The following is a 14,887-nucleotide window of genomic DNA, read 5'->3' as shown; positions in this document are numbered from 1 at the left end:
CTTAGCATGGGAACCGATTATAAAAGCATCCCTCAGGAGACACGCAATGCACAACGCCCCCCATGCGGGCGCCGCCGGGACCCCTGCGCCCGCGGTGCCGCCATTGCTCGAAATCGATGGCGTCACGCTGCAATACAAGACCGACGATTACCTGGTGACCGCCGCGCAGCAAGTGAGCTTCAACGTCTATCCGGGCGACCGGTTCGTGTTGCTCGGCCCGTCGGGCTGCGGCAAATCGACGTTGCTCAAGGCCATTGGCGGCTATCTGCCGCCGGTCCACGGCGAGATTCGCCTCAAGGGCCGTGCGATCACCGAACCCGGGCCCGATCGCATGATGGTGTTCCAGGAGTTCGATCAACTGCTGCCGTGGAAAACCGTGCGTCAGAACGTGGAGTTCGCGCTGATCGCCAGCGGTCGCCTCAAGCGACGCGAAGCCGCCGAGCGCGCCGCCCACTACATCGAAAAGGTTGGCCTCGCGAAGTTCATCGACAGCTATCCGCACACGCTCTCCGGCGGCATGAAACAGCGCGTGTCCATCGCGCGCGGAATGGCGATGGAGCCCGACGTCCTGCTCATGGACGAGCCGTTCGCCGCGCTCGACGCCCTCACCCGCCGCAAGATGCAGGACGAACTGCTGCGCCTGTGGGACGACACGCGTTTCACGGTGCTGTTCGTCACGCACGGCATCGACGAAGCGATTCGCATCGGCACGCGCATTTTGCTGCTCTCGCCGCACCCCGGCCAGGTCAAGGCCGAACTCAATAGCATCGCCCCGGAGCAACTCGGTACGGCGCACCAGAGCGCGCTCGAGACGCGCATCGATCAACTGCTGTTCGCAGCCCACTGAGGAGACGGCCATGAACGCCATGACCTCGCAACACACCCCGTCGCCCCCCCAAGCGACCCCTGAAGCGTCCCTCGAAGCTGTCTACCGGCCGGAATTCGTGCTGGAACCAACGCCGGCCGAGCTGTCGTCGATTCAGCGTCCGCTGTCGACCTTCGAAACGCTGTATCGGCTGAGCTGGCTGCGCAAGACGCTCATCCTGTGCGTGCTCGCCGTGATCTGGGAAATCTACGGCCGCTGGCTCGACAACGCGCTGCTCTTCCCGAGTTTCACCGACACGGTCGCCGCCTTCGCCGGCGGGCTGACGAGCGGTGTGCTGCTGCTGCGCGCCGCCGTCTCGCTCAAGACGCTGCTCATCGGCTACAGCATCGGCATCGGGCTCGCGGGCGTGCTCACCACCGTCGCCATCAGTTCGAAGATCGGTAACGACCTGCTCGAAACGCTCACGGCCATGTTCAACCCGCTACCGGCCATCGCACTGCTGCCGCTCGCGTTGATCTGGTTTGGCCTCGGCAACGGCAGCGTGATCTTCGTGCTCGTGCACTCGGTGCTGTGGGCCGTGGCGCTCAACACGCACAGCGGCTTTCGCGGCGTATCGAAAACGCTGCGCATGGTCGGGCAGAACTACGGGCTCAAGCGTTTCGCGCTGGTTCGGCATGTGCTCATTCCGGCCGCGTTCCCGAGCATTCTCACCGGGCTGAAAGTGGGCTGGGCGTTTGCGTGGCGCACCTTGATCGCGGCGGAACTGGTGTTCGGCGTGTCGTCCGGCTCGGGCGGTCTGGGCTGGTACATCTTCGAGAACCGCAACTCGCTGGAGACGGCCAATGTGTTCGCCGGCCTGTTCTTCGTCATCCTGATCGGTCTCGCAGTCGAGAACCTGCTGTTCGCCCGCATCGAAAAGCGCACGCTGCACCGCTGGGGCATGCAGCACTGACTCACGATTCACACGATTTTTTGCGGCAGTGTCTGATTGACGCCCCTTCGGGGGTATGAATAATTCCAACTATCCGGAGACAACAACACCATGAACCGACGCCATTTCACCCGCTGGGCAAGCGCGCTGACGCTCGCTGCCACGACCGCCCTGTCCACGCTCGGCAACGTCGCGCACGCCGAAGCGAGCACCGTGCGTTTGTCGCACGGCTACGGCATTCTCTATCTGCCGCTGATGGTCATGCGCGACCAGCATCTCATCGAGAAGCACGCGAAGGCACTGGGCCTGGGTGACGTGAAGACGACGTGGTCCGTGCTCGACGGCGGCAACGTCATCAACGACGCCATGCTCGCCGGCAATCTCGATGTCGCGGGCACGGGCGCGCCCGGCTTCGTCACGTTGTGGTCGAAAGCGCACGGCATTCCGCGCTCGGAAGTGATCGGTCTGTCGGCCCTCTCGAGCGGCCCGCTCTGGCTCAACACGAACAATCCGAACGTCAAGTCGCTCAAGGACTTCACCTCGAAGGACAAGATTGCGATTCCGGGCATCAAGACGTCGCTCTCGGCCGTGCTGCTGCAAATGGCGGCGGCCAAGGCCTTCGGTATCGAGAACTACGCGAAGCTCGATCCGCTGACGGTCAGCCTGAGCCATCCGGAAGCCGTCAGTGCCCTGCTCTCCCGCAAGACGGAAATCACGGCGCACTTCACCTCGCCGCCGTTCTCGTACCAGGAACTGAAGGATCCGCGCATCAAGCGCGTGCTGAATTCCACCGACGTGCTCGGCAACATCACCATCGACGTGGTCTTCGCGCCGAAGCAGTTCACCGTGCAGAATCCCAAGCTGGTGCAAGCGATCCTGGACGCCCAGGACGAAGCGGCCGCGTACATCGCCAAGGATCACGTCGGCGCCGCGCAAACTTACCTGCGCGTGTCGAAGATGAAGGTGCCGCAAGCCGACATCGAGCAGATTCTGGCCGATCCGGGCATGAAATTCACCACCACGCCCAATGGCCTGATGCAGTATGTCGAGTTCATGAGCCGCGCGGGCACGATCAAGACGCGTCCCGCGAAGTGGAGCGATCTGTTCGTGCCGCAGATGGCAGCGCGTCAGGGCAGTTAATGGCATGACGCACGGCGGCGCGTGTTGGCGCCGCCGTGCGTCAGTCGCTTGCATCAGTCGCTTGCCGTCGTCGATGGCGCTGTTGATGGCATCGACGGTGGCGTCGGTGGCGTCGTCAGTGAAGCCGCCAGCAACGTCGCAGGCAGCGCGCCGCGCAGCGCATTGCACACGACAATTGCCTGTGCGCTCAGCACGTCTTCTCGCGTGAGCACGGCTTCCACCGCCGACCATTTCGCGTCGTCGAGCATCACCCCGCGCATCACGCCCGGTAGCACACCGCACGACAGCGGCGGCGTCATCCAGATGCCGTCGCGCTTGACGAACACATTGCTGCGCCCGCCCTCGGTCAGCTCGCCGCGCTCGTTGAAGCACAGCATGTCGAACGCCCCATTCGCTTCCGCCCGCTTCCACGCCGCATCGTAACGCGCACGCACCGTGGTCTTGTGGCGCAGGAACAGGTCGTTCGCGCGCGTCGTGCTCGCGGGATCGTCGGCCGCCGCCAGCAGCACCTTGACCGACTTGCCCGGTAGCGGTGCCAGCACGGCGTGCGTTATCGCGACCCCTCCGTCATGCGAGAGCGCCAGACGCACACGGTGAATGTCGTCTTCGCTCAGCGTGGCGACAACCGCATCGATCTGTGCACGCAAGGCTGCCTCATCGAACCGGAAGCCGAACCACTTCGCGGACGCCGCCAGGCGTGCCATGTGCCGCGCGAGATGAGCCACGCCCGACGCCTGCGTCGCCTGCATCGTCTCGAAGAGTTCGAAGCCCGGATCGAGCGCACTCAGGAAACGCGCCTTGAGCTTGCACTCTTCGCGCTCCTCGTGTGCCTGGCTGTCGAGCACAATGCCCGCCCCGACCCCCAATCGTCCGTGCCGCAGCCCGCTGGCGTCCGGCGCATCGAGTTCCAGCGTGCGAATGGCGACGGACAGGCAGAAGTCACCGAGCGCGTGCGGATCGTCTTCCCGTGCATCCAGCCAGCCGATCGCGCCGGTGTAGAGCCCGCGCTGCGACGCCTCGAGTTCACCGATCAGTTGCATCGCGCGATATTTCGGCGCGCCCGTGATCGAACCGCAGGGATACAGCGCGCGCAACACGTCGGCGAACGTCGCCGCTGGCGGCAGCGTTGCCGTGACGGTCGATGTCATCTGCAGGACGCTCGCGAATCGCGTCACCTCGAAGCGCCTCGGCACCTCGACCGAGCCGGGTATTGCGATGCGTCCGAGATCGTTGCGCAACAGATCGACGATCATCACATTCTCGGCGCGGTTCTTCTCGTCGGCCGCGAGCGCGGCGCGGCGCTCGGCGTCCTCCGATGCGTCGCCGCTGGCCGGCGCCGTGCCTTTCATCGGACGCGCCTCGATCTGGCCGCGCGAATGACGCAGGAACAGTTCGGGCGAGAGCGAGAGAATCGCCCGGCCGGCCACGCCCGAGGCGCCCGGCAACATGACGAGCGCACCGTACGGTACCGGCTGGCGCGCGCGCAGCCGGCGATACAGCGCGACGGGCGAGCCGAACGCGTCGAAATTCAAACGGTACGTGTAGTTGATCTGATAGCACTCGCCTTGCGCGAGCCAGTCGTGGATGCGGGCGATGGCGTCGTCGAAGGCCGCATCGCTCACGTCGCTTTGCAGCGCCGCGACCCCGGCCACGCCGGGCGGCGCAATGCCGTCGCCGTTACCGGCAACGACAGGCGCCCCCCTGCCGTCACAGGCATCCGCCGCTTCGCGTTGCGACAGCCACGCCTGCGTTTGCGTCGCGTCGAGCCGCTGCAACTCGCGAAACAACAGGGCGCGCAATCGTCCCCGCGCGCGACGCGTCGCCACCGTTTGTACGCCCGCGAGACGCACGCCAAATTCGTAGTCGGCCAGCAACACGGCATGCAGGCCGTGGCACGTGGCGTCTTCCACTTCGCGAAGCGCGTCGGAAAGCACACCGGGCTCGTCGCAAGTCACCTCGCGCACGAGCCCGGTATACAGACGCGCCCCGCCGGCCGGATCCGCGCTGTCGTCCAACAGCGCGAACGCGGCCAAGGGGGATTCACATAACATGGAATTACTCGAAGAACTGCTTCACGCGGTCGAACCAACCCTTCGTCTGCGGGCTGTGACGAGCGCCGCCGGCCTTGAGTGCCGTATCGAAGTCACGCAGCATTTGCTTCTGCTTGTCGTCGAGCTTGACCGGGGTTTCGACCTGCACATGCACGTACAGATCGCCCGGATAGCTCGCGCGCAGGCCCTTGATGCCCTTGCCGCGCAGGCGGAACGTCTTGCCCGTCTGCGTGCCTTCCGGCACTTCGAACGTCGCCTTGCCGTGCAGCGTCGGGGCGTCGATGTCGCCACCGAGTGCCGCCGTCGCAAACGAAATCGGCATCTGGCAATGCAGATCGTCGCCATCGCGCTCGAACACGTTGTGCGCCTTGATGTGGATTTCCACATACAGGTCGCCCGCAGGACCGCCATTCACACCCGGTTCGCCGTTGCCGCCCGAACGGATGCGCATGCCATCTTCGATACCCGCCGGGATCTTGATCTCCAGCGTCTTGGTCTTCTTGATCTTGCCCGAGCCGTGGCAGTTCGTGCAGGGGTCGGGCAGGTACGAGCCCGTGCCGTGGCACTTCGGGCAGGTCTGCTGAATGCTGAAGAAGCCCTGCGACATGCGCACCGCGCCCGATCCGTTACAGGTCGGGCAGGTCTCGGGCTTCGTGCCCGGCTTCGCGCCATTGCCGTGGCAGATCTCGCATTCGTCCCAGCTCGGCACGCGAATCTGCGTGTCGAAACCGTTCGCGGCCTGCTCGAGCGTGATCTCCATGTTGTAGCGCAGATCCGCGCCGCGATACACCTGCGGACCGCCCCGACCACCCCGGCCGGCCGCACCGCCAGGGCCGCCCTGACCGAAGATGTCGCCGAAGATGTCGCCGAACGCGTCCGCGAAGCCGCCGAAACCCTGACCGCCCGCCCCGCCGAAGCCGCCCATGTTCGGGTCGACGCCCGCATGACCATACTGGTCGTACGCGGCACGCTTCTCCGGCTCGGAGAGCATCTCGTAAGCCTCTTTGACTTCCTTGAACTTCTCTTCGGCGTCCTTGCTGTCCGGATTGCGGTCCGGATGGTACTTCATCGCCAGCTTGCGATACGCCTTCTTGATTTCGTCGTCGGCGGCGTTCTTGGCAACGCCAAGCACTTCGTAGTAATCACGTTTGGCCATAAGTCTTTCCAATGTTGGCGCATGTCGCCATCAGGCAAAAAGCCGGGTCGAGATTCCCTTGTCAGAGAACTTCGATACCCGGCCTACACGCGACGCACACTCACGAGCGTCGCGCGCCATGCACGCCTTACTTCTTGTCGGTGACGTCCTTCACTTCGGCGTCGACGACGTTATCGTCATGCGGCTTGCCCGGCTCGGCGCCCGCGGCACCCGCGGCACCGGCTTGCGCCTGCATGTCGGCATACATCTTCTCGCCGAGCTTCTGGCTGGCCGTGCCCAGCGCCTCGACCTTGGCATCGATGTCCGCCTTGTCCGAACCGCGCAGCGCGCCTTCCAGTGCCGTGATGGCCGACTCGATCGCTTCCTTTTCCGAGGCTTCGATCTTGTCGCCGTACTCCGTCAGCGCCTTGCGGGTGCTGTGCACGAGCGCGTCGCCCTGATTACGGGAGTCGGCCAATTCGCGCGCCTTCTTGTCTTCCTCGGCATTCAGCTCGGCGTCCTTGACCATCTGCTCGATCTCGGCGTCCGACAGACCCGAGTTCGCCTTGATGACGATCTTGTTTTCCTTGCCCGTGGCCTTGTCCTTCGCGCCGACGTGCAAAATGCCGTTGGCGTCGATGTCAAAGGTCACTTCGATCTGCGGCGTACCCCGTGCGGCGGGCGGAATGCCTTCGAGGTTGAACTCGCCCAGCGACTTGTTGCCGGCGGCCATCTCGCGCTCCCCCTGGTACACCTTGATCGTCACGGCCGGCTGGTTGTCGTCGGCCGTCGAGAACACTTGCGAGTGCTTCGTCGGGATCGTGGTGTTCTTCGTGATCATCTTCGTCATCACGCCGCCCAGCGTTTCAATACCGAGCGAGAGCGGGGTCACGTCGAGCAGCAGCACGTCCTTGCGGTCGCCCGAGAGGACCGAACCCTGAATCGAGGCACCTGCGGCCACGGCTTCGTCCGGGTTCACGTCCTTGCGCGGTTCCTTGCCGAAGAACTCCTTGACCTTCTCCTGCACCTTCGGCATGCGGGTCATACCGCCGACCAGAATCACGTCGTCGATGTCGCTCACCTTCACGCCGGCATCCTTGATGGCCAGACGGCAGGGATCCATCGTGCGGGCGATCAGCTCTTCGACCAGCGCTTCGAGCTTGGCGCGCGTGATCTTCAGGTTCAAGTGCTTCGGACCCGAGGCATCGGCCGTGATGTACGGCAGGTTGATTTCGGTCTGCTGGCTCGACGACAGTTCGATCTTGGCCTTTTCCGCCGCTTCCTTCAGGCGTTGCAGCGCGAGCACGTCTTTCGACAAATCGACGCCTTGTTCCTTCTTGAACTCGCCGATGATGTAGTCGATGATGCGCTGGTCGAAGTCTTCGCCACCGAGGAACGTGTCGCCGTTGGTCGACAGCACTTCGAACTGGTGTTCGCCGTCCACGTCCGCGATTTCGATGATCGAGATGTCGAACGTGCCGCCACCCAGGTCATACACCGCGATCTTGCGGTCGCCGCCTTCCTTCTTGTCCAGACCGAATGCCAGTGCGGCAGCGGTCGGCTCGTTGATGATGCGCTTGACTTCCAGACCGGCGATACGGCCAGCGTCCTTCGTGGCCTGACGCTGGCTGTCGTTGAAGTAGGCCGGCACCGTGATCACGGCTTCCGTGACCGGCTCGCCCAGGTAGTCCTCGGCGGTCTTCTTCATCTTGCGCAGCACTTCAGCGGAAATCTGCGGCGGAGCCAGCTTCTGGTCGCGCACTTCCACCCAGGCGTCGCCGTTGTCAGCCTTGACAATCTTGTAAGGCATCAGGCCGATGTCCTTCTGTACTTCCTTTTCTTCGAAGCGGCGGCCGATCAGGCGCTTGACAGCGTACAGCGTGTTCGTCGGATTGGTCACCGCCTGGCGCTTGGCCGGTGCGCCGACCAGAATCTCGCCATCTTCCATATAGGCGATGATCGACGGCGTGGTGCGTGCACCTTCCGCGTTCTCGATGATCTTGACCTGATTGCCTTCCATGACGGCCACGCACGAGTTCGTGGTGCCCAAGTCGATACCGATGATTTTACCCATGTTTATTTCTCCTAGCGTCCTTTGCGTCGTTCCGTGGGGCCTGTGGCCCGCTCAAATCGTTGATCTGCACGTCATATGGGTGCAAGCCCGGTCCATTTCAAGACCCTTCCTGTCGTCGGGTTTTGCCCCGCGTCATGCCAGCTTCTCTGTCGGCATGACGCTCGCGCAGGCCCCTGCCGCGAATGCCGTGCAGACTGCCGGAACGCCGAAACTTGCCATGATGTCATGACGTTCGACGCCGGCGCGGCCCGATTACTTGGCCGCCGCGACGGTCACGAGTGCCGGGCGCAACACGCGATCGGCGATCAGGTAACCCTTTTGCAGTACCGCGACGACGGTGTTCGGCTCCTGCTCGGCCGGCACCATCGAGATGGCCTGGTGTTGATGCGGATCGAACTTCGCACCGGCCGGGTCGATGACCGTCACCCGGCTGCGTTCGAGCGCCGAGACAAGCTGGCGCAACGTCAGGGCGACGCCTTCCTGGAGCTTGGCCACATCGCCGCTCTTGTCGGCCGCGGCCGCTTCCAGGCTGTCGATCACCGGCAGAAGATTCTCCGCGAAGCTCTCGACGGCGAATTTGCGGGCCTTTGCCACGTCGTCTTCCGCGCGGCGGCGGACGTTCTCCATCTCGGCGCGCGCGCGCAAGGCGTCGTCGCGCAGGGCGGCCGCTTCGGCCTGGGCCGCCAGCAGTTGCGCCTCGACCGAGGGCAGCGCGTCGTTCGCGCCCGCAGCGTCGGTCGGGGCCGCGTCGGCCTGGGACGGAATCGGCTGATCGGGGGTGTTTTGCGGTTCAGTCATGAGCTTGAGTCGTCAAAAGGTTCTTGCGGCGCACCACGACGATGCGCCACCGGTTCAAATCCCTTTGGATAGTAGGGGCGTTCACACCGATTTCAAGGGCTGGCGGCACGCTGTGCGCCATGCCGGTGCGCGCCGCGTGCCGATAAATATCCGGTTACACGCGTTACGAGTCCGCTATTGTATCGGCCGTTGCTGCGACCTAACATGAAATACGGTTCAGCGGATGCATGTGCCGCGCTGGACCTGGCCGCTCGCCGGACATCCCCCCGTCCCGTCGAGCGTTCTCTCAGGAGCGCATCATGAAGCTGCCACTGGCTGTTGTCTTCATCCTTGCGTTGGTGACGACGGTAACGATTACGATCTGCTTGTCCGGCGCAGTGACCCCCCGCGATACCGAGTACGGTGGCGTGCGGGCGGTGCTGTATCACGACTTTGAAATGCCGGGCGTTCCGGTGCATTCGTCCAATACCGGAATTCCTTCGCGCTAGTCACCCGAGGGCGCGGCCGTCTCATCGACGGGTCAGCGCTCTCGCACGTTCCCCCTATTCGCCAACGCCACCGAGACGCCGTCGATCCCGTTTCGTCGGCCGCCCGTGCATTTGCGCAGCGGGCTCCTGGAACAGACGTCGGCGTTCGCTCTCGTTCGCACGCATGCGCCGACTGGCGTCGGTCTCTTCATACAGCGACTGCGCCACCGGGGCCGAGCCCCGGACTTCCGCGATGGCCTTCACACGCACTTCCCAGCGCGTGCTGCCGTTATCCACCGTGACAAGGTCCCCCGGGCGCACGTCGCGCGCCGGTTTGACCCGGGCGTCGTTGCACAGCACCCGCCCACGGTCGACGGCTTGCGTGGCGAGGGAGCGTGTCTTGAAGAAACGCGCCGCCCACAACCATTTGTCGATGCGGGTGGCGGCCTGCGGCGAATCGTCCACCTTGACGCTCACGTGCCCGCTCCGGGTTGGCCCTGCGCCGATAAGGCCGATGCTGCCGACGCTGCCGCTGCCGCCGCCGCATTGGCTTCGTCGAACGCCGCCACGGCCGCGACTTGCCGTTGCCGGGTCGAGGCCACCGCCGCCGACGACGCCTGAGCGGCGCCCTCGGGCGTGAGCACCGGCCACCCTTGCAGGTGACGCGCCGCAATTTCGCCAAGCGCCGTGATCCAGGCGCTCGCACCGTTCAGACACGGGATGAAATGGAATGCCTTGCCGCCGGCGGACAGGTACGCGTGGCGGCCTTCCATATTGATTTCTTCGAGCGTCTCGAGACAGTCGGAGGTGAAGCCCGGGCAGAACACATCGACACGCGGCGTGCCGCCACGGCCCAGCTCTTCGAGCGTGGGTGCCGTGTAAGGCTGGAGCCATTCGGCCTTGCCGAAACGCGATTGAAACGTGAGACGGCAGGTCGTCTCATCGAGGCCCAGCGCGGCGGCCAGTGCGCGCGCGGTCTTTACGCATTGATCGTGGTAGGGATCGCCCAGGTCGAGCGTACGGCGCGGCACGCCGTGAAAGCTGAGCAACAGCCGCTCGCCCGCCGAGAAATCGGGCCGGCCGTGCTGCTGCCAATAGCCTTCGACCTGCTGGCGCAATGCCTCGATGTACGCCGGATGATCGTGATAGTCGCGCACCGTGCGCACATCGGGCTGATTGCGCAGCCGGCCGAGCACGCGGAACACGGCATCGGTCGCGGTGGCGGTCGTACTGCTCGAATACTGGGGATAGAGCGGCAGCACCAGAATGCGCTCGACGCCGGTTTGCCGCAGCGCACGAATGCGCTCCGGAATCGACGGGTTGCCGTAGCGCATGGCGTAGTCGACGACCACGTCGTAGTCGTTCGCGTGCAGCAAGGCCCGCAACGCGTTCGTCTGGTACTCGGTGTTCACCTTGAGCGGAGAGCCGTCACGGGTCCAGATCGTCGCGTATTTCTGCGCCGACTGACGCGAGCGGAACGGCAGGATTACCAGCCGCAGCAACGGCTGCCATATCAACGAGGGAATTTCCACGACGCGAGGATCCGACAGAAACTCGCGCAAATAGCGGCGCACGGCCGCGGGACGCGGCTCGTCGGGCGTGCCTAGGTTAATCAGCAGAACGGCCGTCTTGCCGGTCTGGCCATGCGAAATGGGTTCGGGATCGAAGCGCATGGAGCGTACTTTACCGCAAGGCGGGCAACGCGTGCCGGGCCCCAGCCGCGTCGCCCCCGCCGTCCGCCAGGGGATGACGGCGGGTCGCGGCGTTCGGTGCGTCAATTAGCCGCGCGGGGGCTCGCCTTCGCGTGACGGACGATGCGCTGCGGTGGGACGCTCGACGCCATGCGCAGGGGCCTGCGTGCCCTCTGGCTTGCGCTCACGCGGCGCAGGCTGCGGATGTTCCTGCGGTTGCGGTTGCTGGTGCGGCCGAGGGGGGGCCTGCGGACGCTCCGGTTGAGGCTGCGGTCTCGGCGCGGCTTGCTGACGCTCGATCTGCGGTTGCGGACGAGGTTGCGGCTGAGGATGCGGCTGCGGCTGAGGATGCGGCTGAGGATGCGGCTGCGGCTGCGGATGCGCCATCTGCGGTTGCGGCTGAACGGGCTGCTGCGGCGCTTGCGGCTGCGAGTGCGACTGCCACTGCTGCGGTCGACGCGACGGCCCTGCCGCATCCGGTTGAACGCGCTGCGGCTCGGGCGACGCCGCGGGCGTCTGCGGGGATGGGCGATACCGCTGCATGTCCCGTTGCGCCGCGTCGTGCCCAGGCTGAGGCATCGTCTGCGGGGCTTCGCCTCGCACGGCAGGTTGCCCCGGCACCATCACGCCCGGCGGGTGCGGCACGGCCTGTCCACCGCGGACTGACGGTTGGGACTGCGGCACGAGTTGCCCCGGACGACTCTGATAAACGCCATGCCCTGGCACCCCGGGCTCTCCCGGGACCCCTGGCACCCCTGGCATGCCCGGCGTTCCCGGCACACCCTGTATCGGCGGTACGGCGTGGGTCGGTGGTAGCCCCCCATGCGCCGCTTCCGCGCCCGTGGCCTTGAGGGGCGGTTGCGCGCGCGTTGCACCTGCCGCTCCGTTCGCCGCACCGACCGGCCCGTGCGTTTCGACCACCGTCACGCGCGGCTGCACACGCCCCTGCGGGTTCGGCCCCGTCGGCCTGCCGCTCTGACGTGGTTGCGCGTTCTGGCCGAACGTCAGCGGCGCGCCGCCGGCATTCGGCACCGCGTGCAACGTGCTCGTGAGTTCACGCGACGGCATCGCGCGACCGACCGGCGCACGCGTCGCCAGTACCTGCCGGTTGAACGCGCCGGCCGGGGGCGTGACCGGTGCCGGGCGACTATTGCCGAACACGCTCTGCTGCACCGGTGCGACGCCAGGCGTATTTCCAACACGCCAAGTCTGTCCAGCGCGCGGGGCGGCCAATGCCACCGGCGCGCCCACCCGCCGGCCCTGCACGAACGCCTGTGCCGGCATCGTCGAGACGGCGCCGCGCACATTACGGTTCACATACACATTGTTGACGTTGATATTCGTGACATTGGTCGTCTGGATCACCGTCGATCGATTGATGTTGGTGACATACGACGCGCTGGCGCGATACGCCGGACGGTAAGCGTCGTGCGGTCCCAATGCGAACCACGCGAGTCCCGCGCCGCCTGTTGCAAACGCGATCCCCCATGCATTCCCGCCGCTGTTGCCGCTCACCCAGCCGACCAGCGCCGGTGCGTACACCGGACGCACCGCGACCGGCCCCGGCACCCAGCACCAGCGTGCGTCGACATAGGCCCACCGTCCGTAGTGATAGGGCGCGAAGCCCCAAGGCGCATCGTCGACCCAGGTCCATCCCCACGGGTCGACCCAGGCCCAATGGCCCGTGCGATACGGTGCCCAGCCCGTCGGCACGTCCGAGGGCACCCAAACGGCACCGTAGCCCGGGGTCTCCTGCCATGCGCCATAATCGTCCAGGCTTTCGAACCCGGTCATGTCGCGCGACACATAGCGCGCGGAGACCGAGCCCGCCTCGCGCGTGTCGCGCTGGCGCACCCATTGGTCGAACGCATCGGCCACGAGTGGCCCGGCCGACTGCTGCGTCAGATTCTGACCCACGAACGCCACCCGTTGGCCCGGTCGCAACGGCACCGACGCGCCCTGCCCATAGACGGTCGCCACCCCGCGCCAGACGCTCACGGTCGTCACCCCGCCCGGATCAACATCCACACGATACTCCCCGGCCTGCTGCGGGACGAACGCCAGATTCGGCGTGTCGATCTCGTAAGGCTGGTTCGGATCGAAAGCCCTCAAATGCAGACCGACGGTGCCCTGCGTTACGTTCAGTTGCACATTCTCGTCGGTCACGGCCGAGAGAACGACGCTCGTGGATGCCCCCATGCGAACCGCCGTGCCGCCCACATGCATCTCCGCGCGGCTGTTGCGCTCGACCCAGACGGCGTCGCCCGTGGTGAGCGGTCGGTTGCGATCCGCGTAGCGCCAGTCGCTGGTACCTGCGGGGGCGTACGTGACCGTGCCGTCGAATTCGTTCAGACGCGCTACGCGCCCCGGGGGATCGGCGCTCTGTGCCTGCGCCAGCGCGGGAAGTCCCGCCGCGCCAAGCGCTCCGAGCGCGAGCCCGACGCCGAGATAGCGAACCACCGTCCGCCAGGAAATCAGGGATTTCATAGACACTCCGGGCACTGTCCGGTGCACGCGCCGAGCGTTGTCTCGGTCGCACCACCTTGTTGCTCTGTCCGAATCCTTCGGCGAACGCCGTGACCGCGACTTCGCCATAAGTGACGCTTCAAGCGTAAGCCTGCCGTGTGTGACAGCGTGTAAAGGAATGCTACGGGGGTGTAACGAGACGAGGGGCCAGGGGCGATGTTCGGAATGCTTGGCGTGACGAAGCGCAGGATGGACCGTCACGCGGGCCCAGCCGCCGCCTAATGTTGGCTGAGCGCGCTGGAAAGCAGCTTGGCTGTGATGTCGACGATGGGAATCACACGCTCGTAGGCCATGCGCGTCGGGCCGATCACGCCCAACGTGCCGACCACTTCGCCGTCGACTTCGTACGGTGCCGTGATGACCGTCATCTCTTCGATCGGCACGAGGCTCGACTCGCCGCCGATGAAAATCTGAACACCCTGCGCCCGGCTCGACACGTCGAGCAGTTGCAGCAGGCCGGTCTTGGACTCGAACACGTCGAACAGCTTGCGCAGTCGCGCCATGTTCGACGACAGATCCTCCACGCCCAGCAGATTGCGCTCGCCCGAGATCAGCAAGCTCTCGCGCGAGGTGTCGGCCATGGCGTCGCTGCCCGCCTGGACAGCCGCCTGCATCAAGGCACTCATGTCGGAGCGCAGGGCATCGAGTTCGCCGCGCAAGCTGGCGCGCACCTCATCGAAGCTTTGGCCCCCGAAATGCGCGTTCAGGTAGTTCGCCGCCTCGACCAGTTGTGCGGGGGAGTGATCCTTTTCCGTCAGGATGATGCGGTTCTGCACGTCGCCGTCGGGGGTGACGATGATGAGCAGCACGCGCTTTTCGGACAGTCGCAGGAATTCGATCTGCCGAAAGATCTGGCTGCGGCGCGGTGTCAGCACCACACCCGCGAACTGCGAGAGATTCGAGAGCACTTCCGCCGCCGAGGCGACCAGTTGCTGCGGCCCCGCCGGCTGCAACCGGGTCTGTACCTGCGACGCCAACTGATGCACGGCATCGCCGAGCGGGCTCACCGTCAGCATGGTGTCGACGAACAGCCGGTAGGCACGCGGCGTCGGAATCCGACCGGCGGACGTATGCGGGCTGGCCACGAAGCCGAGCGCCTCGAGGTCGGCCATCGCATTGCGGATGGTTGCCGGCGACAGATCGAGCCCGGAGTATCGCGATAGCGTGCGCGACCCCACCGGCTGGCCATCGGCGATGTACCGTTCGATCAGGGTTTTGAGTAGCGTTTGCGCACGTTGATCTAGCATG

General features: G+C 65.4%; 11 protein-coding genes and 1 pseudogene. 4 read left to right on the top strand and 8 right to left on the bottom strand.

Going from position 1 to position 14,887, the window contains the following annotated elements; translation table 11 throughout:
• The first annotated feature begins 46 nt into the window (after positions 1 to 46).
• The 3 genes from PSO31014_RS05980 (at position 47) to PSO31014_RS05970 (ending at position 2,897) form a co-directional block, all read left to right on the top strand.
• Positions 47 to 847, top strand: coding sequence for an ABC transporter ATP-binding protein (locus PSO31014_RS05980; RefSeq protein ID WP_150550757.1), 801 nt, complete (start codon positions 47 to 49; stop codon positions 845 to 847).
• Positions 848 to 857: 10 nt separating this feature from the next.
• Positions 858 to 1,778 (top strand): ABC transporter permease, encoded by a 921-nt coding sequence (locus PSO31014_RS05975; protein WP_150550756.1) that lies wholly within the window; start codon positions 858 to 860, stop codon positions 1,776 to 1,778.
• A gap of 90 nt (positions 1,779 to 1,868) precedes the next feature.
• Positions 1,869 to 2,897 carry an ABC transporter substrate-binding protein gene (locus tag PSO31014_RS05970; RefSeq protein WP_150550755.1) on the top strand — a complete coding sequence of 343 codons (1,029 nt, stop codon included), beginning with the start codon at positions 1,869 to 1,871 and terminating at the stop codon, positions 2,895 to 2,897.
• Between the two features lie 53 nt (positions 2,898 to 2,950).
• Here the strand turns inward: PSO31014_RS05970 and PSO31014_RS05965 are convergent, their stop codons facing one another.
• The 4 genes from PSO31014_RS05965 to grpE form a co-directional block, all read right to left on the bottom strand.
• Positions 2,951 to 4,948, bottom strand: a complete 1,998-nt coding sequence (locus PSO31014_RS05965) for a chorismate-binding protein (RefSeq protein WP_174976407.1) — start codon at positions 4,946 to 4,948, stop codon at positions 2,951 to 2,953.
• A 4-nt stretch (positions 4,949 to 4,952) separates the two neighbouring features.
• Positions 4,953 to 6,104, bottom strand: coding sequence for a molecular chaperone DnaJ (gene dnaJ, locus PSO31014_RS05960; protein ID WP_150550754.1), 1,152 nt, complete (start codon positions 6,102 to 6,104; stop codon positions 4,953 to 4,955).
• A gap of 127 nt (positions 6,105 to 6,231) precedes the next feature.
• Positions 6,232 to 8,157 carry a molecular chaperone DnaK gene (dnaK, locus tag PSO31014_RS05955; RefSeq protein WP_150550753.1) on the bottom strand — a complete coding sequence of 642 codons (1,926 nt, stop codon included), beginning with the start codon at positions 8,155 to 8,157 and terminating at the stop codon, positions 6,232 to 6,234.
• Between the two features lie 252 nt (positions 8,158 to 8,409).
• The gene (gene grpE, locus PSO31014_RS05950; RefSeq protein ID WP_150550752.1) at positions 8,410 to 8,955 is read right to left on the bottom strand and encodes a nucleotide exchange factor GrpE; all 546 of its coding nucleotides are present in this window, start codon (positions 8,953 to 8,955) and stop codon (positions 8,410 to 8,412) included.
• A gap of 299 nt (positions 8,956 to 9,254) precedes the next feature.
• Here grpE and PSO31014_RS05945 point away from each other — a divergent pair, with 299 nt between their 5' ends.
• On the top strand, positions 9,255 to 9,443 hold the full coding sequence (locus PSO31014_RS05945; protein WP_017232021.1) for a hypothetical protein: 189 nt from the start codon (positions 9,255 to 9,257) through the stop codon (positions 9,441 to 9,443).
• A 54-nt stretch (positions 9,444 to 9,497) separates the two neighbouring features.
• On the opposite strand, the gene PSO31014_RS05940 is transcribed toward PSO31014_RS05945, so the two are convergent.
• The 4 genes and pseudogenes from PSO31014_RS05940 to hrcA all read right to left on the bottom strand — a co-directional run bounded on the left by PSO31014_RS05940 (position 9,498) and on the right by hrcA (position 14,886).
• Entirely contained in the window at positions 9,498 to 9,899 is a 402-nt protein-coding gene (locus tag PSO31014_RS05940; protein ID WP_150550751.1) for an RNA-binding S4 domain-containing protein, read from the bottom strand.
• 164 nt (positions 9,900 to 10,063) lie between these two features.
• Positions 10,064 to 11,095, bottom strand: a pseudogene (hemH, locus tag PSO31014_RS05935) (ferrochelatase); the annotation flags it as partial.
• Positions 11,096 to 11,200: 105 nt separating this feature from the next.
• The gene (locus tag PSO31014_RS22355) at positions 11,201 to 13,600 is read right to left on the bottom strand and encodes a DUF6600 domain-containing protein (protein WP_174976406.1); all 2,400 of its coding nucleotides are present in this window, start codon (positions 13,598 to 13,600) and stop codon (positions 11,201 to 11,203) included.
• A gap of 257 nt (positions 13,601 to 13,857) precedes the next feature.
• Positions 13,858 to 14,886: a heat-inducible transcriptional repressor HrcA gene (hrcA, locus tag PSO31014_RS05925; protein ID WP_150550749.1), complete on the bottom strand. Its 1,029-nt coding sequence runs from the start codon at positions 14,884 to 14,886 to the stop codon at positions 13,858 to 13,860.
• Position 14,887 lies beyond the last annotated feature (1 nt).

The organism is Pandoraea soli, assembly GCF_902459595.1.
In the GTDB taxonomy this organism is placed as follows: Bacteria; Pseudomonadota; Gammaproteobacteria; order Burkholderiales; family Burkholderiaceae; genus Pandoraea; species Pandoraea cepalis.
The sequence above is the reverse complement of the archived record's forward strand: the minus strand, read 5'-3'. Positions and strand labels throughout refer to the sequence as shown.